At 42.5% G+C, this 22,874-nt stretch carries 19 protein-coding genes; 6 read left to right on the top strand and 13 right to left on the bottom strand.

The window, feature by feature from the left end:
- Window position 1: 1 nt before the first annotated feature.
- From I5907_RS06000 to I5907_RS06010, 3 genes are all read right to left on the bottom strand, one after another.
- Complete coding sequence (locus tag I5907_RS06000) at window positions 2-784, bottom strand: enoyl-CoA hydratase/isomerase family protein (protein ID WP_196989808.1); 783 nt, start codon at window positions 782-784, stop codon at window positions 2-4.
- Window positions 785-976: 192 nt separating this feature from the next.
- Window positions 977-2,209: a multiheme c-type cytochrome gene (locus tag I5907_RS06005; RefSeq protein ID WP_196989809.1), complete on the bottom strand. Its 1,233-nt coding sequence runs from the start codon at window positions 2,207-2,209 to the stop codon at window positions 977-979.
- A 213-nt stretch (window positions 2,210-2,422) separates the two neighbouring features.
- A complete protein-coding gene (locus I5907_RS06010) occupies window positions 2,423-3,547 on the bottom strand; it encodes an acyltransferase family protein (protein ID WP_196989810.1) in 1,125 nt (374 codons plus the stop codon).
- Between the two features lie 219 nt (window positions 3,548-3,766).
- Between I5907_RS06010 and I5907_RS06015 the strand changes: the two genes are divergently transcribed.
- Window positions 3,767-4,819, top strand: coding sequence for a 3-oxoacyl-ACP synthase III family protein (locus I5907_RS06015; RefSeq protein WP_196989811.1), 1,053 nt, complete (start codon window positions 3,767-3,769; stop codon window positions 4,817-4,819).
- Window positions 4,820-4,906: 87 nt separating this feature from the next.
- Here I5907_RS06015 and I5907_RS06020 read toward each other — a convergent pair whose 3' ends face one another.
- Together I5907_RS06020 and I5907_RS06025 are read right to left on the bottom strand one after the other, a co-directional pair.
- The gene (locus tag I5907_RS06020) at window positions 4,907-5,809 is read right to left on the bottom strand and encodes an OmpA/MotB family protein (protein ID WP_196989812.1); all 903 of its coding nucleotides are present in this window, start codon (window positions 5,807-5,809) and stop codon (window positions 4,907-4,909) included.
- A 348-nt stretch (window positions 5,810-6,157) separates the two neighbouring features.
- Window positions 6,158-7,561: an MBL fold metallo-hydrolase RNA specificity domain-containing protein gene (locus tag I5907_RS06025; protein WP_196989813.1), complete on the bottom strand. Its 1,404-nt coding sequence runs from the start codon at window positions 7,559-7,561 to the stop codon at window positions 6,158-6,160.
- A gap of 181 nt (window positions 7,562-7,742) precedes the next feature.
- On the opposite strand from I5907_RS06025, the gene I5907_RS06030 reads away from it, so the two are divergent.
- Entirely contained in the window at window positions 7,743-8,123 is a 381-nt protein-coding gene (locus tag I5907_RS06030; RefSeq protein ID WP_196989814.1) for a DoxX family protein, read from the top strand.
- Window positions 8,124-8,218: 95 nt separating this feature from the next.
- Here the strand turns inward: I5907_RS06030 and I5907_RS06035 are convergent, their stop codons facing one another.
- Window positions 8,219-8,710: a DUF4442 domain-containing protein gene (locus I5907_RS06035; protein ID WP_346266770.1), complete on the bottom strand. Its 492-nt coding sequence runs from the start codon at window positions 8,708-8,710 to the stop codon at window positions 8,219-8,221.
- Between the two features lie 425 nt (window positions 8,711-9,135).
- Between I5907_RS06035 and I5907_RS06040 the strand changes: the two genes are divergently transcribed.
- Entirely contained in the window at window positions 9,136-10,149 is a 1,014-nt protein-coding gene (locus I5907_RS06040) for a glutamine synthetase beta-grasp domain-containing protein (protein ID WP_196989815.1), read from the top strand.
- 302 nt (window positions 10,150-10,451) lie between these two features.
- Window positions 10,452-12,641: a glutamine synthetase III family protein gene (locus I5907_RS06045; protein ID WP_196989816.1), complete on the top strand. Its 2,190-nt coding sequence runs from the start codon at window positions 10,452-10,454 to the stop codon at window positions 12,639-12,641.
- Between the two features lie 230 nt (window positions 12,642-12,871).
- Here the strand turns inward: I5907_RS06045 and I5907_RS06050 are convergent, their stop codons facing one another.
- Together I5907_RS06050 and I5907_RS06055 are read right to left on the bottom strand one after the other, a co-directional pair.
- Window positions 12,872-13,546, bottom strand: coding sequence for an OmpA family protein (locus I5907_RS06050; RefSeq protein WP_196989817.1), 675 nt, complete (start codon window positions 13,544-13,546; stop codon window positions 12,872-12,874).
- A gap of 58 nt (window positions 13,547-13,604) precedes the next feature.
- The gene (locus I5907_RS06055; protein WP_196989818.1) at window positions 13,605-14,312 is read right to left on the bottom strand and encodes a peptidoglycan DD-metalloendopeptidase family protein; all 708 of its coding nucleotides are present in this window, start codon (window positions 14,310-14,312) and stop codon (window positions 13,605-13,607) included.
- An 86-nt stretch (window positions 14,313-14,398) separates the two neighbouring features.
- On the opposite strand from I5907_RS06055, the gene I5907_RS06060 reads away from it, so the two are divergent.
- Entirely contained in the window at window positions 14,399-15,055 is a 657-nt protein-coding gene (locus tag I5907_RS06060; RefSeq protein ID WP_196989819.1) for a phosphatidylserine decarboxylase family protein, read from the top strand.
- Between the two features lie 74 nt (window positions 15,056-15,129).
- On the opposite strand, the gene I5907_RS06065 is transcribed toward I5907_RS06060, so the two are convergent.
- The 5 genes from I5907_RS06065 to I5907_RS06085 form a co-directional block, all read right to left on the bottom strand.
- Window positions 15,130-16,236, bottom strand: a complete 1,107-nt coding sequence (locus I5907_RS06065; RefSeq protein ID WP_196989820.1) for a glycosyltransferase family 4 protein — start codon at window positions 16,234-16,236, stop codon at window positions 15,130-15,132.
- A gap of 169 nt (window positions 16,237-16,405) precedes the next feature.
- Window positions 16,406-17,059: a response regulator gene (locus tag I5907_RS06070; RefSeq protein ID WP_196989821.1), complete on the bottom strand. Its 654-nt coding sequence runs from the start codon at window positions 17,057-17,059 to the stop codon at window positions 16,406-16,408.
- The gene (locus tag I5907_RS06075; protein ID WP_196989822.1) at window positions 17,052-18,911 is read right to left on the bottom strand and encodes a sensor histidine kinase; all 1,860 of its coding nucleotides are present in this window, start codon (window positions 18,909-18,911) and stop codon (window positions 17,052-17,054) included. The genes I5907_RS06070 and I5907_RS06075 overlap by 8 nt, the downstream gene beginning before the upstream one ends.
- Window positions 18,912-19,070: 159 nt before the next feature.
- Window positions 19,071-20,288: a PQQ-dependent sugar dehydrogenase gene (locus I5907_RS06080; protein WP_196989823.1), complete on the bottom strand. Its 1,218-nt coding sequence runs from the start codon at window positions 20,286-20,288 to the stop codon at window positions 19,071-19,073.
- 292 nt (window positions 20,289-20,580) lie between these two features.
- Window positions 20,581-22,401 (bottom strand): ABC transporter ATP-binding protein, encoded by a 1,821-nt coding sequence (locus I5907_RS06085; RefSeq protein WP_196989824.1) that lies wholly within the window; start codon window positions 22,399-22,401, stop codon window positions 20,581-20,583.
- Between the two features lie 64 nt (window positions 22,402-22,465).
- Between I5907_RS06085 and rbfA the strand changes: the two genes are divergently transcribed.
- Window positions 22,466-22,846: a 30S ribosome-binding factor RbfA gene (gene rbfA, locus I5907_RS06090; protein ID WP_196989825.1), complete on the top strand. Its 381-nt coding sequence runs from the start codon at window positions 22,466-22,468 to the stop codon at window positions 22,844-22,846.
- Window positions 22,847-22,874: the final 28 nt, after the last annotated feature.

Raw genomic sequence — 22,874 nt, forward strand, 5'->3', positions numbered from 1 at the left:
TCTATGCAACTTTTTCCTTGTTTTTAAATTTCCTGATAAACTCTTTTGCGTATTCGCTCAATATCAGTTTGCCACTTATTGCGGCACGTTCTTTCAGGAGGTCGTCCCAGTGCTCTGTGCCACGCCACAATATTTTTTTCAGCTCCTTAATTGCTTCGGTACTATAATGAGAGAGCGAAGAAGATAACCGTGCAATACTGTCATCCATACCCGAAACGTCACCATGCAGTTCTGCATACAAACCTTTACGCCTTGCCCAGTCTGCCGGTCTCCACATGGTAGCATCAATAGCAATCTGCGAAAATGCAGAAGTACCCATTTTACGTTCTACAGCAGGCCCTACAACAAATGGTCCTATACCTACAGACAGCTCACTCAGCTTAATGTCGGCCCCTTCAGCGGCTATGGCATAATCAGCGGCAGCCGCAAGGCCAACACCACCACCCACGCATTTGCCATGTATGCGTGCAATTATCAGTTTGGGGCATTTACGCATGGCGTTGATTACGGCCGCAAAACCACTAAAAAAACGAATGCCTTCTTCCTGTGTATTAATGGCAGCCAGCTCATCGAAAGATGCACCGGCACAAAATGTTTTTTCGCCGGCCGAGCGTAAAACAATAACTTTTATGTTGGTGTCAAGTCCTTCACTGTGTATATCGTGTGCAAGTGTTTCGAGAATTTTTCCCGGCAGAGCATTGCTTTGTGGATGATAAAATTCTATAGTAGAAATGCCGTGCTCTCTCTCAATTTTTACATAGCCTTCTTTAATTTCCTGTATCATGGTGTGTGCATTAAATGTTTGCTGTTATTTATACATATTAAGTTAACTAAATTATGTGTAACGGGTTGATAAGGCAAGTATAAATTTTTTTGTAAACCGGCAATAGTAATACTATTGATCTTCCGTTGCGTCGCACTCTTGTACTGTTGAATAAGTGTTGTACAGCGCAGGTTACAGTTTACATACCCAATGCTACCGGGCATGGGTTTTCATAAAACGCTTATATGCTTCAGGATAAACCTTTATCAGGTGTGTTCTTACAATAGCAGGTGACGAATTCATTTTTGTATTGTCAGAAAGACCCAGGCTTATTGCTTTAGATTCCTGGCCGGGCATATGGCAGTCAATACAATTTGCCTGCAACATGGCATTATCGTGTGGTGCTTTGCAAAAAGCGTCAGTTCCTGGCTCATGACACGCCATACATCGCCGGGAAAATAGCTGCAGGTTATCCGTTTCATTATTGTGTGTATTATGACAACTGCTGCAGGTCATTTGCCTGCTTTTAATAAAGCATCTGCTGGAGGTAATCAGCTCATATTTATTGCCATGCACATCAGTATTTTCTGCTGCGGTTTTATTATAAGTCGGCGCATAAAAGTTTGATAGATTATCGCCGGTGGTAAATGTAAACGCCGGTTGCAAAGCTTCCCGCTGGCCCGAGTGGCAAAACGCACAGGCATCAAGTTGTTTTTGTATGCCAAGTCTTGCAGCATTGATAATATATTTTGCCTGCTTTATTTCCGGATGCCTGGTATGAAAAGTTACATGATCAGCGGCAGGGCCGTGGCAGCGTTCGCACGTAACGCCGAAGATGATCGCGTCTTCATCGAATGCATAACCGAGATCCGGTGTAGAGAGGGTTCTGGCATACGTTGTATGGCATTCAAGACACCTTGGAGTAATGGTCCTGGTAAACAAAATTTTATCAGGAAACCCCGGGCTGTTGCCCCATTGTTTTGCGGGGCCGATATACGATACCGGTAATTGAAATAACTTCTTTTCCTGCCAGTACAGGTAGCTCTGCCCAAGAAATCCCCGTCCAATACTGATATCAAAACTATGGGCAAGTTTTTGTTCGTTATCCAGGAAAGCACACTGCCATAGTTTACCTGCCGAGTCGGTTACAAGAATTTTTTCGTGTTCATTATATATGATTGTTTTGTCTTTGCCTGCAAAACTTCCTAAAACGGTTTTTTTTGTTGCAGCAGCAGACGTAAGCATATGGGGTGTGGTGATGAAAGAATCATACACAGAAAGATGACAGCTCTTACATGCTTCTGTACCGGCATAAGCTCTCCCCTGTGTGTCCCTTATAACCACCCGGGAAGATTGTTGACGTATAACAAAAATTGCGGCAGCAAGGATAGCCAACATCACTATGCTGAATATCAGGATCCGTTTACTGCGAATGGAGTTGATCATGGTTTTGCTTGAAGGACTTTCTTATGTAACCGCTTGAAAATTAAAATAAAAACTATTGCGATTGAAGAATGAAGGTTATTATTTTATCCTGGAAATACTGCTTACCAAATACCTTTTTTATAGTACCCTTCGCTTTTGATGAGTGCAGGTATGCTGCACAAGAGTGCGACGCAACAGGCGATGCCACAAGATATACAGCCGGGTTCATAATTTTTATACGCGTATGTAGATCTTCTTTTTGTCCAGGATATAGCCAATGAACCAGCAGAAAAACATAAAAGAAACGGCAAACAGGAAAGCGCCGAAATAAGCACCTGCCTGTGCAAAGATGTGTTGGTATATCCACTGGTATAGTTTGAGCTCACCAACAGGAATCGTCCATAAAATAATGGCCGCTATTTCAGACAACAGGTAAATAAACAATGGATTGCGGCCAAATACCTGGAAAAAATACACGCCGTTTTTCTTTCCCAGAAAGTCTACAAAATAAATAATGCATGCCAGTATCATACAATCCAGCCCTACCGTATTTAATACAAATGTGCTGGTCCATAATTTTTTGTTGATAGGGAAACCAAAGTTCCACCAGTACGCAATAATAAAAAGACCAAAGCCTGCCATCAGAAGCTTTGCAAGCCCTTCAAATGTATTGCCGCGCTTCTGAATGTACACGCCCGCAAAATAGCCGGCTATAACGTTTACAACAGATGGAAATGTACTGAGTAACCCTTCGGGGTCAAATGCGAACCCTTCACCGTGGTACAGATGCTGTTCGCCCAGCAGCCATTGGTCAAGTTTAAGTGCAGCATTCAGGTGAATGTCCAGCGGGTCAGGTGCATCGCCATAAAACAACATGACAGGCCAGTACAACACCAGGATTGCTACGGCAATGGCGATTACGGTACGCGGCTTCAGGAAGTACACCAACAGGCTGGCAGCACAATACGCCAGTGCAATACGCTGCAGAACACCAAACACCCTTGTATTCGCAAACGGAGACAGTGCCCAGCTACCAGATTCATTGGTAAAAAAGGGAAACCAGTACATTAAAAACCCCAGCAAAAAAATAATGATCGTGCGCCTGAAAATTTTAGACAAGACCTGGCCGGTGGCAAGGTTGTGCCACTTGCTCATTACAAAGCTCATGGCATTACCCACTGCAAACATAAAAGAAGGAAAAACAAGATCGGTAGGCGTAAAGCCATGCCAGCGTGCATGCTCAAGCGGTGCATAAGTGGTACTGCCGTTACCGGAAGTGTTTACAATAATCATCAGGCAAATGGTCATGCCCCGGAATACATCGAGCGCAGTGAATCTTTGGTTGGTTGCTGCAGACATAAAATGACGTTCTCAACCGAAAGTAATTATTTAAAGCAGCAAAAATTAAAAATATTGTCATATGAATTTTTTTAATCATACAACCCTGTTTTGATATTAAAAGATTATTAACCATACATATAAAACTTGGTTTCAAATCACTTCAAAGGCAAAAGGGGCGTATATTTTCGTTACTTTCGCGCCACCAAAATTCCTAAGACACCAACTTAAAAACATCTTATGCTAAAAACTCGAATTGCCGGTACTGGCATGTACGTACCCAAAAATGTTGTTACCAATGCTGATCTTATGAAAGTCATGGACACCACCGATGAATGGATTCAGCAAAGGACAGGAATTAAGGAAAGAAGATACGCAGACAGGAATGGCGAAACCACTACCACCATGGGAGCTGAAGCTGCGAAGATGGCGATAGAAAATGCGGGTATAACGAAAGATGATATTGACTTTATCGTTTTTGCAACGCTTTCGCCGGATTATTATTTCCCAGGTTGCGGCGTATTGCTGCAAAGAGCAATGGGGCTTAAAACAATTGGCGCATTGGATGTGCGTAACCAATGCAGTGGTTTTGTGTATGCGTTAAGTGTGGCCGACCAGTTTATTAAAACGGGTATGTATAAAAACATACTGGTGGTGGGCGCAGAAAAACATTCCTTTGGCCTCGATTTCTCTACCAGGGGCAGAACAGTAAGCGTAATGTTTGGCGATGGGGCCGGCGCTGTTGTACTGCAGCCAACAGACCAGGAGGGGGAAGGAATTTTAAGTACACATTTACATTGCGATGGTAATGGTGCAGAAGCGCTGGCTTGTTATAGCCCCGGCACACACTCCAATCACTGGGTAAAGGATGAAATTGCAGATTATGGTGAAAATGATTTCTTTGGAGACCAGTTTGTAACACACGCAATGATCGACAAAGCCCAGATCTACCCGCACATGGATGGCAACGCAGTTATGAAACGAGCCATCAGCTTTCTGCCCGACGTAATCAATGAGGCACTTACTACCAATAACTATACGATAGATGACCTGAACATGGTAATCTTAAACCAATCCAATGCGCGTATTGCAGAATTTGTGCAGCAGAAACTTGGTTTAAGTGACGATGAGATCTACATCAACATTTACCGCTATGGTAATACAACCGCAGCCTCTATACCTATTGCATTGCACGAAGCAACAATGGAAGGCAAGGTAAAACGCGGAGATTTACTGTGTCTTGCTGCTTATGGAAGCGGTTTTACATGGGGCAGCGCCTTAATCAGGTACTAAAATTACAGCATTAGTAGAACCTTCAGGATAATGTATTAAAAAGACCCGGCACATAGGCCGGGTCTTTTACATGTATTCTGTAACCAGTTATTGTTGCTGGCCGGCAGGTGCTACACCTTTGTCACCACCAGGTTCAAGCAATTTAAAGAACTGGTCTAGCTGTGGCAGAATAACAATCCTGGTTCTGCGGTTGGCAGCTTTGCCTTCAGGAGTGTCGTTGGCAGCAACAGGTAAATATTCTCCCCTTCCTGCAGCGGCCATACGTGCCGGCGGAATACCATAATCGTTTTGAAGCACTCTTACAACAGAGGTTGCACGTTTAACACTAAGGTCCCAGTTGTCTATCAGGTAAGCATTCTTTTTATAAGGCGCATTATCTGTATGGCCCTCCACCATAAATTCAATGTTGGGCTGGTTCAGCAATACTTTGGCCACTTTGCCAAGTACCACTTTTGCATCTTCTGTAAGATCGAAAGACCCGCTTTTAAACAGCAGCTTATCAGAAATATCGATAAACACTACGCCTTTGTCCACTTTTATGTTTATGTCTTTATCATTCAGGTCGCCAACAGCACCTTTCAGGTTCATCACAAGCACCATATTCAGCGAGTCCTTACGCTTCATCTCACTCTGCAGGTCTTTTATGTACAGATCTTTTGCACCAATATTATCGAGCGATTTCTTAATGCTCTCAGCCTGGGAGCTGGAGATCACAGAAAGATCCTGTAACTGTTTTAAAGCCACATTATTATTTTGCTTCAGCATTTCCATCTGGCTGTTCAACGCATCTATTTCACTTTTCTTTCTGCTAATGTCGTTGTTCGCGTTATTCAGGTTGCCTTCACAGTCGCGAAGTTTACCCTGTAGTTCTGCGTAAGCACCATTTAGTTGCGTAAATTTTGCTTCAGCCTCCCTTAGTTTTTTGGGGCTGACGCATGAAAATAAAGCAATTGGTAACAGACCAATCAATACTCCTTTTTTTAATTGCATGATGAAACATGTTTTAAAGGTGAATAATAATTAAAGGTATATGCTGGTATCAGAGGCGCAAATGTAGCCGCTAAACCGTTTGTAAGTCGATAACATTTGTTAATCATATGCTTTAAGGCCATCGAAAAAAGTATGCCAGTGTACGCGCATCGAATGACTAAGAACAGCATGTCAATCGAATGATTATTTATCAATCGGTTGTATCATTTTACGGAGAATTTTTTTGTACCCGGCGTCATTACATGTGGCATCGCCTGTTGCGTCGCACTCTTGTACCCGGGAACAATATTCAACAACAGCCACCATCTTCATCAGCAATTATTCACTGGCACAATTGTAATAAATACATTAAACAAGTGTAAAAGATTCATGTAATGCAGGAATGTTTACGTCTTTAAATCCTTTTTTCAGCAGCTTACGTTTAAAGTCCTGCTGTACATCGTACTCACCATGTACAATAAAAATTTGTTTCACTGCTGTCTCATCCTGGCATGCCAGGAACTGGCTCAGGTCATCGTAATCACCGTGTGCACTCATGCTGCGCATACTGCCAATTTCTGCCTGCACTTTATAATATTCACTGAATATTTTTACTTCTTTGGCACCATTCATTAAGCGGCCACCCAGCGAATTTGGTTCGCAGTAGCCCACCATTAAAATGGTGTTTTTACCATCATGTATATTGTTTGCTATATGGTGTTTTATGCGGCCCGCATCTGCCATACCGCTTGCAGATATAATAATGCAGGGCTCTGTAAAACTGTTGAGTTGTTTGCTTTCATCAACTGTTTTAATAAACACCAGCTCATCAAAACCAAAAGGGTCATAGTCGGTTTGCAAGAGCTTTCTTAAGCGGCTGTTATAATTTTCAGGGTGACTTTTTACAACGTCGGTTGCTTCTTTACTTAAAGGGCTGTCCACATATACTTTTATAGCTGGCAACCTTTTTTCATTACTCAATTGGTTCAAGAAATACAGTAACTCCTGCGTTCTTCCTACACTGAAAGACGGAATAATAAGTTTGCCCTTTTTTTGCACACAGGTTTTCTCAATCCACTCATGCAATTTATCAGTAGAGTTAAAGATATTTTCGTGCAGGCTGTTGCCATAGGTACTTTCAATGATAATGTAATCTGCCTGAGGAAAAGTGTCTGGCGAGCGCAAAATAACATCCCTGTATCTTCCAACATCACCGCTAAAAGTCATTTGCGTTTGTTTCCCGTTTTCCGTAATTCTTACATGCACAGCGGCGCTGCCTATAATATGGCCTGCATCTGTATACAATACTTCTACACCTGGTTCAATAGTAAACCATGACCCGTAAGCAACTTCATTGAGTAAAGGGATTACTGCAGTTACATCTGCGGGTGTGTATAAAGGCTCATAAGGTGGCAAGCCTTTCTTTGCTCTCTTCTTATTGATAAACTTTGTATCATCCCTTTGTATTTCTGCAGAGTCTTCCAGTAAGATAGAGGCTAGATCTTTTGTGGCAGGTGTACAGAATATTTTGCCGTTAAAGCCTTCCTTTACCAGTTTAGGAACAAGACCCGAGTGATCAATATGTGCATGAGATAATAGTAAATAGTTTACTTCAGTTGCCTCAAAACCCAGGCTGGCATTTAAAACATCCGTCTGGCTGCCCATGCCCTGAAACATGCCGCAGTCAAACAAAATCTTTTTGCCATTATTAAGTGTAAGCAGGTGTTTAGAACCGGTAACGGTTTGTGCTGCACCATGAAAAGCAAGCTTCATAGAATGTGCTTTGTTGATGCTTAAAGATAACTGGTAAGCGGTAATTAATCATCAGTGATATTTGTTTTACTGTACACGCTGTTTATACCGCTACGCCTGCTTTTTTTGCAACATACTATGCAGAAATAATTTACAGGCGTACAAAACAATTCGGTAACTTAATAGACTAAAAGCTTGCACTATGAAAGAAGAGACTATTTCGCGTATTGCAGTAGTTATACTTGCAATCGTGCTTGCCATCTTTGGAGTCTATCACTTCATTTATCCAAAAAACATGTTGGTGTATGTGCCTGAGTTTTTACCGGGCGGAATTATCTGGGTGTACTTTGTAGGTGTGGCATTTATACTTGTCGCTCTTGCATTGTTTCTGCATAAACAGGTAAAGCTTGCAGGCTATTTGCTGGCAGTGTTATTGTTTCTTTTCGTGCTTACGATTCACCTGCCAAACTTTCTCAATTCCGGCGATCTGGAAATGAAGCAGATCTCTTTGGTTAATGTGCTGAAAGATTCTGCTATTGCTGCTTTTGCCATGTATATTGCCAGCAACGCAAGAAAGATCTGATCAAAATTTCGTTAGTGAAAACAACCTTCAATTTTCCGAAGCACTTTGTGGTTTGGCTAAAAACTTTTGTGCCAACCGGCATACTCAACACCGCATCAGGCTTTTGTTTTTGCTTTAAAGCTCCAGGTGCATTGTATTGCTGCTACAACTTCGCCCATTTCATTTCTGCCTGTGGAAGTGCAGGTAATCGTTTTGCCTTCTCCGGTCTTTATTGCCTCTTCTATGATTCCTGCAATGGCAGCGCCATCGTTGCAGGTAAATAATATTTTTCCGGTTGCTTTTTTATAAAAAGATGCATCTGTTGAAACCACCAGCATGCTTACAGATGGTTTACGTTTAAAGACGTTGGCCATGCTTAAGACCCCGGTACTCATTTCTGCAGCCATCGTTAACACTGCAAAATAGATGGAACCAAACGGGTTTTTGTTAAACCACTTTTGTTTTACAGATATTACCGCTGTTGTTTCGTCAAATGCTTCTATACGCAGGCCTGCGAAATATGCCGCCGGCAGGCTACGCAGCATAAACATTTTAAATTTCAGCGGGCTTTGTACCAGCGCTTTAAACTGCTCAAAATTTGGATTCACGGTATGTGTTTGGGTGTTTAATACAGCAAGATACTTAAAGCTTATAGAAACCAGTTGCAGCAAAATATGCAGATAAGTTATACGCCGGTTTATTGATATAGCCGCTGCGGTATAACGACTGGTTGTATGATGCACCCACGCCGCAAATGCCCAATAGTATTCCCGATGTACAAGAGTGCGACGCAAGCGTAGCTTAATAGTAGCAATACAGGCCGGCTACAAATAATTGATTTAATATATTCAGGCCACCAAAACAACCCTAAAGTATTAATAATAATTATATATGTTTATTTTGTGGGTTTACATGCCAAAAAAATAAAAAAGTTTTATTTTTTTCTCTGTTTCATTGTAAATTCGTGGCGCAAAAAGTGATTTTTCTCAAAATTCATTGAACATCTTCGTTAATTACATAAACAACTTACAACATGTCATTAGTTAAACTGGAGTACATCTGGCTCGATGGTTACAAACCGACCCAAAGTCTGCGCAGCAAAACCAAGATTGAAAAAGATTTCAGCGGAAAACTGGAAGACTTACCAATGTGGTCTTTCGACGGTTCTTCTACAGAACAGGCGCCGGGTGGTTCTTCTGACTGCTTGCTGAAACCCGTTTTTGTAGTTAAAGATCCGCAGCGCAAAAATGCCTTCCTGGTTATGTGCGAAGTTTTAAATGCTGACGGTACTCCACACCCATCAAATGGTCGTGCTACAATAGACGATGATGATAACGATTTCTGGTTTGGTTTTGAGCAGGAGTATTTTCTGTGGGATCCTGCTACCAATAAACCACTTGGTTTCCCTTCCGGCGGTTACCCTGCACCGCAAGGCCCTTACTACTGCTCAGTTGGCGCAAACAACGCGTTTGGCCGCGAAATAGTAGAGGAGCACCTGGATGCAATTATTGAAGCCGGTCTCAACGTAGAAGGTATAAATGCAGAAGTTGCTGCAGGCCAGTGGGAGTTCCAGATTTTCTCTAAAGGCGCAAAAGAAGCCGGCGACCAGATCTGGGTTGCACGTTACCTGCTGGAAAGAATCGGTGAAAAATACGGTGTAGCTGTAAACTGGCATTGTAAACCACTGGGAGCGCTGGATTGGAACGGCTCTGGTATGCACGCCAATTTCTCTAACTCATTACTCAGAGACGCCGGCAGTAAAGAGATCTTCGACAAAGTTTGCGAAGCCTTCCGTCCTGTTGTTAAAGAGCACATAGACGTTTATGGTGCAGATAATGACAAACGTCTTACAGGTAAGCACGAAACCGCCAGCATACATGACTTCAGCTATGGTGTATCAGACCGCGGTGCTTCTATCCGTATACCTGTAATGGTTCCTGCCAAAGGTTGGAGAGGTTACCTGGAAGATCGCCGTCCAAACTCTGCTGCAGATCCTTATAAAGTGGCTGCCCGCATTATCAAAACAGTAAAATCAGTTGAAGCATAACTTCGGCTGACTTATTTATAAAATGCAGGGTTGTCTTTTGGCAACCCTGTTTTTTTTGGGTGCCGGCCCATTGCTACTAGCTGCTTTTGTTGTGTCACTCACTTGTGCGTTCTGTTCAGCACTCAGCATGGTGCAGCCACACTACCATACATCTAACACGCTGCTACCCAATCCTTGTGGCTTTTAAACTGTGTAAAACCAACATAATATTATAATAAAAACTAATGTTCATCTTAGATTAGAATAAATTGCACTTCCGCCTAAAAATTATTTTCTTTGTTAACCTTAAATAAATGAATTATATGTCACTACGATTTAAAGCGCTGCATAACCTGTTGAGTGTACCGGATGTAAAAGTGGAAAGTCCAGACCGTGTTACCGATATATTTGGCGAAAACGTTTTTACCATTAAAACAGCAAGGGAATACCTTAGTGACGAAGCATTTAAAAGCCTGTCAACAAGCATTAAAGGGGGCAAAAGAATTGATCGCGCCATGGCGCACCAGATAGCAAATGGATTAAGGGCGTGGGCAGAAAAGAAAGGCGTAACTCACTTTACGCACTGGTTTCAGCCACTTACAGGCACCACTGCAGAAAAACACGATTCCTTTTTTACCATAAAAAGCGACGGCAGCCCGCTGGAAGAGTTTGACGGCGCTGCCCTTACCCAACAGGAGCCTGATGCTTCGTCGTTCCCCAGCGGTGGCCTGCGCGCAACTTTTGAAGCACGCGGATATACAGCATGGGACCCCTCCTCGCCGGTGTTTATCATGGAAATAGGCAATGGTAAAACCCTTTGCATACCTACCATCTTCGTTTCTTACACCGGCGAATCGCTCGACTATAAAGCGCCGTTACTAAAAGCTATTGAAGCAGTTAATAAAGCTTCTGTAGATGTGTGCAACTACTTCGATAAAAACATAGCCAAAGTAACACCCACGCTTGGCTGGGAGCAGGAATATTTTGTAATTGATGAAGGTCTTGCCAATGCCAGGCCAGACCTTATTCAATGTGGCAGAACTGTATTTGGCGCATCTCCGGCTAAAGGCCAGCAACTGGAAGATCATTACTTTGGATCTATACCGGAAAGAGTGTATGCATTTATGCGCGATTTTGAGCAGGAAGCCTATAAATTAGGCATTCCATTGCGCACCCGCCACAACGAAGTGGCACCAGCCCAGTTTGAGTGTGCACCTATTTTTGAAGAAGTAAACCTTGCTGTTGACCACAACATCCTGCTGATGGATATTATGGAACGCGTGGCCAGGAGACACAAGCTAAAAGTGCTTTTTCACGAGAAACCGTTTGCCGGCATCAATGGCAGCGGTAAGCACAACAACTGGAGCCTGGCAACTGACACAGGCGTAAACCTGCTTGCACCGGGTAAAACTCCAAAGACAAACCTGATGTTCCTTACATTCTTTGTGAACTCCATCAAAGCAGTGCATGATTACGCTGATGTGTTGCGGGCTTCTATTGCATCAGCTGGTAACGACCACAGGTTAGGCGCCAATGAAGCACCGCCGGCAATCATCTCGGTTTTTATAGGTGAGTACCTTACAAAAGTTTTGTATGATATCGAAACACGGGTAGGTGATAAATTTGATGAACAGGATGAAGCAATCTTAAAACTGGACCTGCATCGCAGTATACCCGAACTCATGCTTGATAATACGGACCGGAACCGCACATCGCCTTTTGCATTTACAGGCAATAAATTTGAGTTTCGTGCGGTAGGCTCTGCTGCCAACTGTGCCAATGCGATGATAGCGCTCAATACGATTATGGCTGAGACATTGCGCACGTTTAAACAGGATGTGGACGGATTGATTGAAAAAGGCGAAAAGAAAGAGATCGCCATCATGCACATTATTCAGAAATACATTGTTGAAAGCAAGAAAGTTTTGTTTGAAGGCGATGGCTACAGCGACGAATGGCACCACGAGGCAGAACGCCGCGGCCTGGCAAATGTACCAACCACGCCGCTTGCGCTGGATGCAATGATCTCTGAAAGAACAAAACAGCTTTTTGAAAGCAACAACGTGTACAACCACCTGGAGCTGGAAGCCCGTCATGAAATAGAATTGGAAAAGTACATTAAGAAGGTGCAGATTGAAGCGAGGGTAATGGGTGACCTGGCACTTAACCACATTATACCTTCTGCTATTGAGTATATGAACAAGGTTACGGCCAACATCAACAGTATAAAAGCAACCGGCTTACCAGATACCGCTTACGCAAGCCAGTTTGAGATACTGAAGCAAATGACAGAACGCGTTCAAACCATTTACAGTAAAGTGCATGCGATGGTAGAGAAGAGAAAGATCGTAAATAATATGGAAGATACGCGTACCAAAGCCATTGCTTACTGTACGCAAATCAAAGAGCCGTTTTTTGATGAGATACGCTATAATGTGGATAAGCTGGAAGCATTGGTAAACGATGAATTATGGACACTTCCCAAATACCGGGAAATGCTTTTGCTGAGATAAAAACTCTGCCTGAAAAAGTTAAAAGAAACCCCCGCCACGTGCGGGGGTTTCTTTGTAGGGCAGCTATCTTTAATAAGGTGTTTACTGATTACGCTGACCGTTTCCGGGGTTGCTGAATAATGTTTTGCCGTACAAGTGTGCGACGCAACAGGAGCTTAATGGCAGCACAACAGCCTGGTACATATAAAAAAAACCCCGCCATTTAGCGGGGTTGGTATATTTCGAAATCTTTATTTTTCTCTTACACCAAGCGAGATCCTGCGGTCTTTCTGTTTTTCCACATCAGGCGCATCTGCAGCAGCTTTTGCGTACTGCGAGCCATAGCCTTCAGCGCCGAGCAATTGCGCTTCATTGGCCTGTTTGGATTTTATAGCACTCAACACTGCATCTCCACGCTCCTGCGATAGCTTCATGTTGGCTGCGCTATCGCCCGTTTTGTCTGTGTAACCACCAATTTTCACTTTCAGCTTTGGATATGCTTTGAGTATGGCTGCTATGTTTTGAACCTGTACGTTGCTTTCTTCTGTAATTTCTGCACTACCGGTTTTAAAATTGAGGTTATCAAAATCGAACCATACATCTTTGCCTGCTTTACTTGTTGAATCGTTGAGGAAAGTAACAAGCTGATCTTCTATACCACCTTTGAATGCCTCAATTTCTACGCCGCCGGGTAAAGTAACTTTCATGGAAGGTGCTTTATGCTCTTCTGTTGTTGCCGCGGCAGCATGCTCTTCGTGGTGCGCTGTTGCAGCACCTTCTGCAGCTTCATGGTGTGTGCCGCCCGGAACAAAATCTCCGTGCCATTGCATCATCAACACCAGGAAACAGAAAACAGCCGCAAAGCCAAGAAAGATCGTCAATACATATTTTCTAATGCTGTGCTCGTCGAAGTGTACTTTACTCATACGTTTAATTTTATGCTGCGCTAAAGTAAAAACTAATTGTAATATTTTAAAAATGAAATTAATGGCTGTGTCTTGCTGATGCGTATTGCATCATCCCAAGGAGTATGTCCGGGTCCGGGCAGTTGGTGAGGTATTTTTCACGTTCACTAAGTTTACAAACCCCGGGATAATCACCTTCTTTTAATTCCATGTTTTCTATTACCTGCAAATGCAAATGTGGTGGCCAGTAGCCGTTCTCTTCAGGTGTACCGAAATGTGCAAACAGCTGGCCACGATTTATGTAATGACCTTCTTTCAAAACGGCGATATCCGGTAATGATAAATGCCCGTATAGTGTGTAGAAGGCCATACCATCCAGTTGGTGCAGCAGTACAATTGTTGCACCGTAATCACCATACGCGTTATTGAATGCAAAGCTATGCACCATGCCACCCAGCGGTGCAAACACAGGAGTACCTGCACTGCCCCATATGTCTACACCGAGGTGAAGGCGCCGCGGCTCTTCATGAGCAGCAGTATGAAAATGCGGGCTACGGCTGTAAATGGTTCTGTTTTCAGCATAACCACCAATTCCATACAATGCCCCGGTGTTTTGTAATTCGGTATGTACATATGCTGAAAACAACAATGTATCAGTAAGAATGGGTGGTGTAAGTTTTGTATTGGCATCAGTAAAATCCATTAACAACAACCTGTCGTGCTCCGCTTTAAACGGCACAACCGGGTGAAAAGTGCTGCTGTATTTCCTGAGTAAATTGGCTATCATACAAGCATTAGTCGTTTAAATATAAAGAAGTTTACACTCTGCCATGTATAAGGTTAACTATTATCTTTGCCGCTCAATTCCTATTCATGACAATTCACCGGGAAGGTTATAAATCTATTGCCATTGCAGCCTTATTATTCGGGCTTATTAATATTATTTCTTTCAGCTTTTTGAGTGAGACAGCTCCCCTGGTTACAACACTTATTTTCATCGTTACGCTTTTTCTCTTTCTTTTTATTGTTTCCTTTTTTCGTATTCCAAAACGTACACTTACCATTAGCAATAACCAGGTTATTTGCCCTGCAGATGGTAAAGTAGTAGTTATAGAAGAAATTACCGATAAAGAATTTTACAACGACAGGCGCATACAGGTGAGCATTTTTATGAGCCCGGCCAACGTGCATGTGAACCGCAACCCCATGAGTGGCAGGGTTACCTACAGCAAATACCACAAAGGAAAATACCTGGTGGCATGGCACCCCAAATCTTCCGAAGAAAACGAAAGGCACAGCGTGGTAATAGAAAATAACAGTGGCTCTATACTTGTAAAGCAGATAGCCGGTGCACTGGCAAAAAGGATCTGTAACTATCTTTCTGTAGGAGATGAAGTTAAACAAGGCACAGAGCTTGGCTTCATAAAATTTGGCAGCCGTGTAGATGTATTGTTGCCACTACATGCAAAAGTAAATGTGCAAATGAATGAAGTAGTAAAAGGCGGCGTTACTGTACTGGCAAGTTTTTAATTGTTGTAGCCGGCTGCATTGCTGCTATTGAGCTTTTGTTGTGTCACTCACTTGTACGGCAACAAATACTTCAGCTATTGGTTCGTGTGTTGCAAGCCTTCATCATATATATTCATACATTTTTGATAATACGCTGCGGCACTATAATATGCTTCAAAAATAGCCGCCAGTTGTGCTCCTGTTTTTAGTTTATCCTGTTGTTGTATCAATCTTATGCGGCCAGCCCAATCTTCAACATTAAAGTTATTGATCACGCTTGCTGGCAATGCTTCTTTTACCTGTGCGGTAACCTCACCGGTTTCATACGTAACAAACGGTAAGCCCTGGGCAATATATTCAACCAACACCAGCGGGCCAGATTCTGATGTAGCTGTATGTATAGCCAGATCGAACTGGTGCAGTATCGGCTGTATGTTTTTGCAATCTGTAATGTAACGCACATATTTCTCCTGTCCTTCACTGCTTACCAATGCAACAATACTTTCGTAATAGTTTTTATCGGCAACCGAGCCAATAATGGTAAGCTTATAGCGGGTTTCGGCGGCATTCAGGTAAGCGAGTAGTTGTATGGCAAAGGCCATGTTTTTTACCGGTACAAAATTGCCTGTCATTACAAGTTCTGTGAAAGCGCTTTCTTTCCTGGCGGTTAAGGCTTTATCATGCACATAGCGTATAACAGTATTGGCAAGCGTAAATGTTTGCGATTCTTTTGTACACGCTTTTTGAATGGCCCAGGCTTTCAGTTGTTCAGATACGGCTATGAAAACAACACCGGCAAACATTTTCTTTTCCAGTGCGGTTGCACTGGTGTGTATACGGTATCCATGATGTTCATGATAAAATACCGGTGTCTTTAAACCAAATATTTTTTTAGCCAGCCACAGGTAGCGCAGGTTATGGCGGGAATGTACATGTACAATATCAAATTTTCTTACTGTTTTTATTAACCGCAGCATGGTAAACGGGTTCCATTTACTACGACGGTTAAGATTAACAAGCGGGATATTTTTATGTAAAGATTCAGCCAGTGGCCCAGGTGTAACAGTGGTAAGAACGGTTACATGATGCCCATGCTCATACAAGAGATTGCTGAGTGTAACCAACACTCTTTCTGCACCGCCAATGTGTAAGCGGTCTATTACCTGTACAATATTGAATGTTGTAGTAACTGGTGTGGGCATGCGCCAATAAAAATAAATGAATAAACCTTTTGCTGCAAATTACCATTGGTAACAATGAAGGCTTTATTGGTGCACGGTGTTACACCCGAAGCCGATGAATAATGAGTTGTAGCACAAGTGTGCGACGCAACAGCCGATGCCACAAAGGGCGAAGCCGGGTACAAAAAAATCAGATCAGTTTATTCTGCACTGCAAACTTTACCAGCGAGGCCGTATTGGACACCTTGAGCTTGGCAATAAGATTTTTTCTATGCGTGTCTGCGGTCTTTACCGAAATAAACAATGTATCTGCAATTTCCTGGTTGGTAAAACCTTCAGCTATCAGCCGCAGTACAGATTGTTCGCGTGTGGTGATAAGGTTTTCGGAAAAGTGTATATATTCTTTGGTGGTTTTTGGCGCACCATTCTTTGAGAAAAAATGCGCAATGGAAGCAGAAAAATAAATCTCTCCGCGGTTAACCGCATGCAGTGCCCTTATCAGTTCTGCGCTGCCTGCGTCTTTTAGCACGTAAGCGTTTGCACCGGCTTTTAATGCATTGGTAACCGTTACAAGATCATTGGCTGTGCTTAGCATAATGATCTTCATATTTGGGTAGATCTGTTTAATTGCAATAGTGGCTTGTATGCCATCTATAATGGGCATGTGTACATCCATTAATACCGCATCGTAATCTTTGCTGTTGCACTTTTCTACGGCTTCTTTACCATTGATGGCAAAGCCGGCAACCTCAATTTTAAGGTCTTGTTTTAATACAAACTGCAGACCTTCTATAAAAAGACGATGATCGTCTGCTACCAGCAGTTTAAGTTTTTGTTCAGGCATAAACTAAAGGGAATTCAATGATTGTACGAAAACCGGCTCCTGGTTTTGAATCAAATTCCAGCTCGGCATTCAGCGCCTGGGAACGTGTGGTGATGTTTGATAAACCATAACCTTTTGCAGGCGTGGTAAGATCAAAACCTTTGCCGTCATCTTCGTACATAAAAATAATTTTATCATCACGGTTAACAAGCTCAATACTTACATTTTTTGCATGTGCATATTTGAGGGTGTTGTTTATAAGCTCCTGCGTAATTCTAAAAAGGTTGTATTCGGCTTTCTGATCCATTCTCTTGCCAACAACGTTTGCAGAAAGCGTGAAGTTGATTTCCTGCAGATCGTTTATCCGGTTTACCAGTTCTTCTGTTGCAGCCATGTATCCTTTATCAATCAGCGTTGGAGATTCGAGATCGTTCATCACCAGCCGCAGGTCCATAATAGAATTATCAATGAGCGAGATTGCATTTCCGAGCAGCGTTGTATTTTTTGGTGTCTGGCTGCCTTTAATGCTTCGTAAAAACATTCTTGCCGTAGACAGTTTTGTACCAAGATCATCATGCAGATCGAGTGAAATTTTTGTCTTGAGCTCCTGTGCCCTTACCAGCTTGTTATAGAAATAACGAAACTCTATGGCTACATACATAAAGAAAGAAATCGGGAGGCCTAATAAAGCTACACTTATTAAACCACTAAAGAAGGAGTTAAGATCTTCTGATCCAAAATCTTTTACCTGCAGTGCCACAACCGCTGCAGCGCAGGAAAGCACGCAGAAGATCATTACCTGGGCCAGCGGGTTGATCTTACCGTTTTTCTTGCGCAGCGATAAGTAAGACAGCCTGATGCTTTCCAGGCTTGCAAGGAACGGGTATATAAAAATTTGCGGGTTTACATACTGGCTGATAACATCATTAAACGGTGTAAAATAAAGCGCAATAGTAGCAACCATAAAAATAAAAAAGAACCACCACCAAAAACCACGCTTCAGGTAAAAACCGCTATAAGTTGCCAGCAACAGGAACCAGCTTCCGATGGTGAAAAATAATGAACCGGGAATACGTAACATATTACTCAGGTCCACATCATGTATTTTGTAAACCAGCAAAGCGTACAACACATAACCGGCTGCGTTGAAAAGATCGAATACACCCAGCCACAGGTTTACTTTTTCTTTGCGGTACACAAAATAAAAAGCAAAATGCAGCAATAAAACAATAATAAAAATGGCTGCCTTTGAAACCGTCATACCAAAACTGTTGTGAAAAGAATCCACACGTTGCTGCTGTTGAGACCACAAACCAATACGCATTTTAAACAACGCATTGTTTAGCGAAGGATACGCGTAGTCTGTTATATAATTTGGTAAACATAACCTTACTGCAATTACATGCTGCCCGCTAAAGTCAAACACAAGCGGTACAGACTGGTTGATGGGGTTGTAAGCCTTAACCTGCTGCCTGTTGGCAGATACCTTTCCATACTGAATAAATGGTTTGCCATCAAGATAAATTTCTGTAGCAGCGTTTTGTACAATATGCAAATACACAGGCTGGTTACCAAAGCTGCTGTCTAAAGAAATATGAAAGCGCAGCCAGCAAATGTCATTGCCAATGAGTTGCCTGTATTCAGTAACATCCAATGCAGGATTAATTGCTTTCCATGCTGTGTCATTATAGTCTGTGGCCGACCATTTTTTGTTATCTCCTTTCATCAATTTCCAACCACTGTCAAGTACCAGGCCTTCTGCCGGAAATTTGTTTACATACAGTGCTTGGTTATTTGTTTGCGCCGCCGGCTGCAGGTAAAAGCAACAGGCAGCAAGCGTACAAAACAATATGTAAACAGCATATTTCATCATAGATCTACAACAAAGAAGAAGATTATAAAGCCAGCTATGGTACTTTGGGCATCGTCCCTTGTGTCACTCACTTGTACTGCAACAAGGTATGCAGCTTTTCGATGCTCAAGTAAAAAATGCATCAATACAACAACCGCATGCAACTATCGCTGTAATGCTTTATTGTGATGGTTTTCCTGCAGCGGCAATTATGGCCGGTGTTTTTGTGCTTATACGGTATACGGTGCCGTCAGATAAGGAACAGGCATAAAGTTCGCCGCTTTCGTCTTCACCAAAATCTACAATTCCTGTTGGTAAACCTTTTTGCCTGTAATTGGTAATCGTACCACTTTCATCCCTGAAAACACTCCAGCCATTCCCTGTTGTATAATCAGCGCAAACATAATAGCCATACAAGTCCGGGAAAGCTGTGCCCCTGTATACATAGCCACCGGTTATTACTTCGGCACTTGTTGCCGTTTCATGCTTATATTGAAAGACAGGAAATACATAATTCTTTTTTGTCCTGCAGCCGGAAGTATCGAACCTGGCGTTGCCTTCGTAACAGGGCCAGCCAAAGTTTGGCCCGGCAGGTTGCTGCCCTGCCGTTCTTACATTTACTTCTTCCCATTTGTCTGCACCTACATCAGCAATCCACATAAAATTATTCACGCGGTCAAAACTCCAGCGCCACGCATTGCGTATACCAAAGGCCCATATTTCACTTTTAACAGCAGGATTATTTACATAAGGATTGTCTGGAGGAACAGTGTAATAAGGTGCTGTTTCAAGTGTTACATTGAGCCGCAGTATTTTTCCAAGAAGAGACTGACCATCCTGTGCAAATTTTGTTGAGTTGGCATAAAAGCTACCATCATTGAAAGAGATGTATAAATAGCCGTCTTTACCAAAATGCATATCACCCGTATGGGCGCCACCCGTACCCCGGCCATTGATCGATAATAAGGTAACACCAGAAGCAAGCACTGCAGAATCCGGATCTCTTTTACTGGTGCGGTACCTTGCTATAACAGTAAAGTTGTCTTTGGTTACATAGTACACAAAAAAATAGCGGCTGGTGGCATAATCGGGTGCAAATGCAATTGAATACAAACCCGGGTATTCCTGTCCGCTTTCTACTACACTGCGCAGGTCCAGGAAAGGCCTGCTTTGCAAGGCCCCGTTTTTATAGATCTTTATCAGGCCACCTTGTTCGCAGATAAACATTCTGCCGGATGCATCTGCTGCATGGCGTATGGCAATAGGTTTATTGAGATTTGTAATAAGCGGCGTGAATACAAGTTTTGGTTGCGCAAAGATTTTCGTGGTGCAACCAATCAACAGTGCAATGCACAAGGCATTGATAAGCTTCATTGGGAGCAGGTGTTGTTTTCTCATACGAATTAATTTGTTCCCGGAAAATTTAGAAAGGGCCTGGAAAACGTTGGAGCAAGATAGTTAAAATTTAAAAGGGGTGTTATTAAATAACCGTTTGAATGTCTGTTAATTGTAATAACATTCCCTGTTTACAGGAGAATGAAAAATACAACTACATAATCATGTAGAGAATGACAAACTGTAATGGTAGTAAGTGGGAAAAACGAAACGCCTCAGCCGCCATAGAAACGGAAAGTACAAGTGAGTGACACAACAGGCGATGCCATGAAAAACCATTGCCGGTAACACAGCATTATTTCACTTCCTGCATATCTACCAGGCGGTAATAAATGCCACCCCTGGCAATCAGCTCGTCGTGGGTGCCACGTTCTGCAATTGCTCCTTTTTGCAAAACAATGATTTCGTCTGCATGACGCACGGTACTAAGCCGGTGTGCAATAACGATTGATGTTCTATCCTGCATAAGATGGTTGATAGCATCCTGCACCAGTCTTTCGCTTTCTGTATCGAGTGAAGAAGTTGCCTCGTCTAAAATAAGGATCGGCGGGTTTTTGAGTACAGCACGGGCAATGGTTAAGCGTTGCCTTTCTCCGCCGCTTAGTTTTGTGCCACGGTCTCCGATATTGGTTTCGTAGCCCTGCTCTTTGAATTCGATAAAATTGTGCGCATTGGCAATTTTAGCAGCGTGGATTACATCCTGCTGTGCGGCATTTTCTTTACCAAGTGCAATATTGGCAGCGATGGTATCATTGAACAAAATTGGTTCCTGTGTTACAATACCCATTAACTGCCGCAGATCTTTAAGTGCATAGTCTTTGATATTAACACCATCTATGAGCAACTCGCCCGATGTAACATCGTGAAAGCGCGGCACCAGGTCTGCCAGGGTGGATTTACCTGCGCCGCTGCTGCCTACCAGCGCCACCGTTTGCCCTTTTTTTATAGTAAGATTGATATTCTTGAGAATACTATAATCTTCATAAGAGAACGAAACATTACGAAACTCGATGGCATTATTGAAAGCGGTTATCTTCCTGCCATTGGGGTTGTCATCAACTGTAACCGGCGCATTTAGTACTTCATCTATTCTTGCCATAGCGGCGCTGCCCTTCTGTACATTGGAGAAGGAAGTAGACAATGATTTTGCAGGATTGATAATATTATAGAATAAGGCGAGATAGGTAAGAAATGCAGAGCCTTCCATAATATTATCGTTGAGCACAAGGCTGCCGCCAAAGTACAATATGCCGCAAAACATGGTAACGCCAAGAAACTCTGACATGGGAGAGGCCATATCTCTCCGGTAACTGATGTGGTTCCTGGCCTTCAGTAGTACATTATTGATGTGGTAAAATTTACTTCTGAGTATATTTTCTACGTTGAACGCTTTAATAACCCTGAGCCCGCCCAGCGTTTCATCGAGTATTGAAACAGACTCGCCATATTTTTCAGCAACCTGTTGCGATTGCTTCTTTAGTGAGCGGCTTATACGGCCAATAATAAAGCCCATTACAGGTATAAACAGCAACACAAAAAAAGTTAACCGGGGGCTCAGTACAAACAATATTACAAGGTTTACGATGATGGTGAGCGGGTAGGTAACCCAGCCTTCCAGCACACCTACCACAGAGCTTTCCACCTCGCCAAGATCATTGGTGGTACGGCTCATAAGATCGCCCTTTCTTTTTTCCGTAAAGTAGCCGATGGGCAGGCTTAAAATTTTATCATATATATCGAGCCGCAGTGTGTTTACAATAGCATTTTTTATAGGGTTGAGTATATAGAAGGATAAATAAACAAACAGGTTTTTAAAGAAAATAGAAAGCATAATCATTATACAGATGACAGCCAGCGCTTTTGTTTTTCCATTTTCGCCGCCGGAGCGTATAATGTCAATCAACGTTTCTCTTACAAATTTTACAATAGGGTTGTCTGTGTTTTCAGTAAGCCCGGTTGTTCCGTTATCGCCTTTAAAAATAAGGTCCATAAAAGGCATCAGCATACCTACCGACACAACAGAAAATACAATTGAAAACAATATGCAGATAAAATATAAAACTGTTTTTGACCTGTATGCTTTAAGATAACCTAATATCCTTCCGTATTTCTTCATGCTGATTATACTCGCTTAAAAGCAGCAAAGTAACTACTTTTGCGGTGATTAATACGTTAATACAATGACAGAAGGAAAACGTCAACGGCAGGTGGCAGGTGTAATACAGGAGGAAATGAATGACATTTTCAGGCGACTGAATCTGAACATGATCAATGGCGGAATGGTATCTATTTCAAGTGTAAAAGTTACGCCCGATTTACTGGAAGCAAGAATATATCTCAGTCTGTTCAAGATAGAAGATCCCGAAGCTGCTATGAAGAAAATAGAAGACCGTGCGTGGGAGATAAAGAAAGAACTGGCCGACCGTGTAAAACACCAGTTACGCAGAATACCGGTACTGCACTACTTTAAAGACGATACACTCGACCATGTATTTAAAATGGAAGAAATTTTTAAACAGCTAAACGAAGAAAAGAACAAAAAAGAATCGGGTGACGCATAACAACATGTACCCTTAAAGACCGTTAATT

Origin of the sequence: Panacibacter microcysteis (assembly GCF_015831355.1) — a bacterium.
Taxonomy (GTDB): Bacteria; Bacteroidota; Bacteroidia; order Chitinophagales; family Chitinophagaceae; genus Panacibacter; species Panacibacter microcysteis.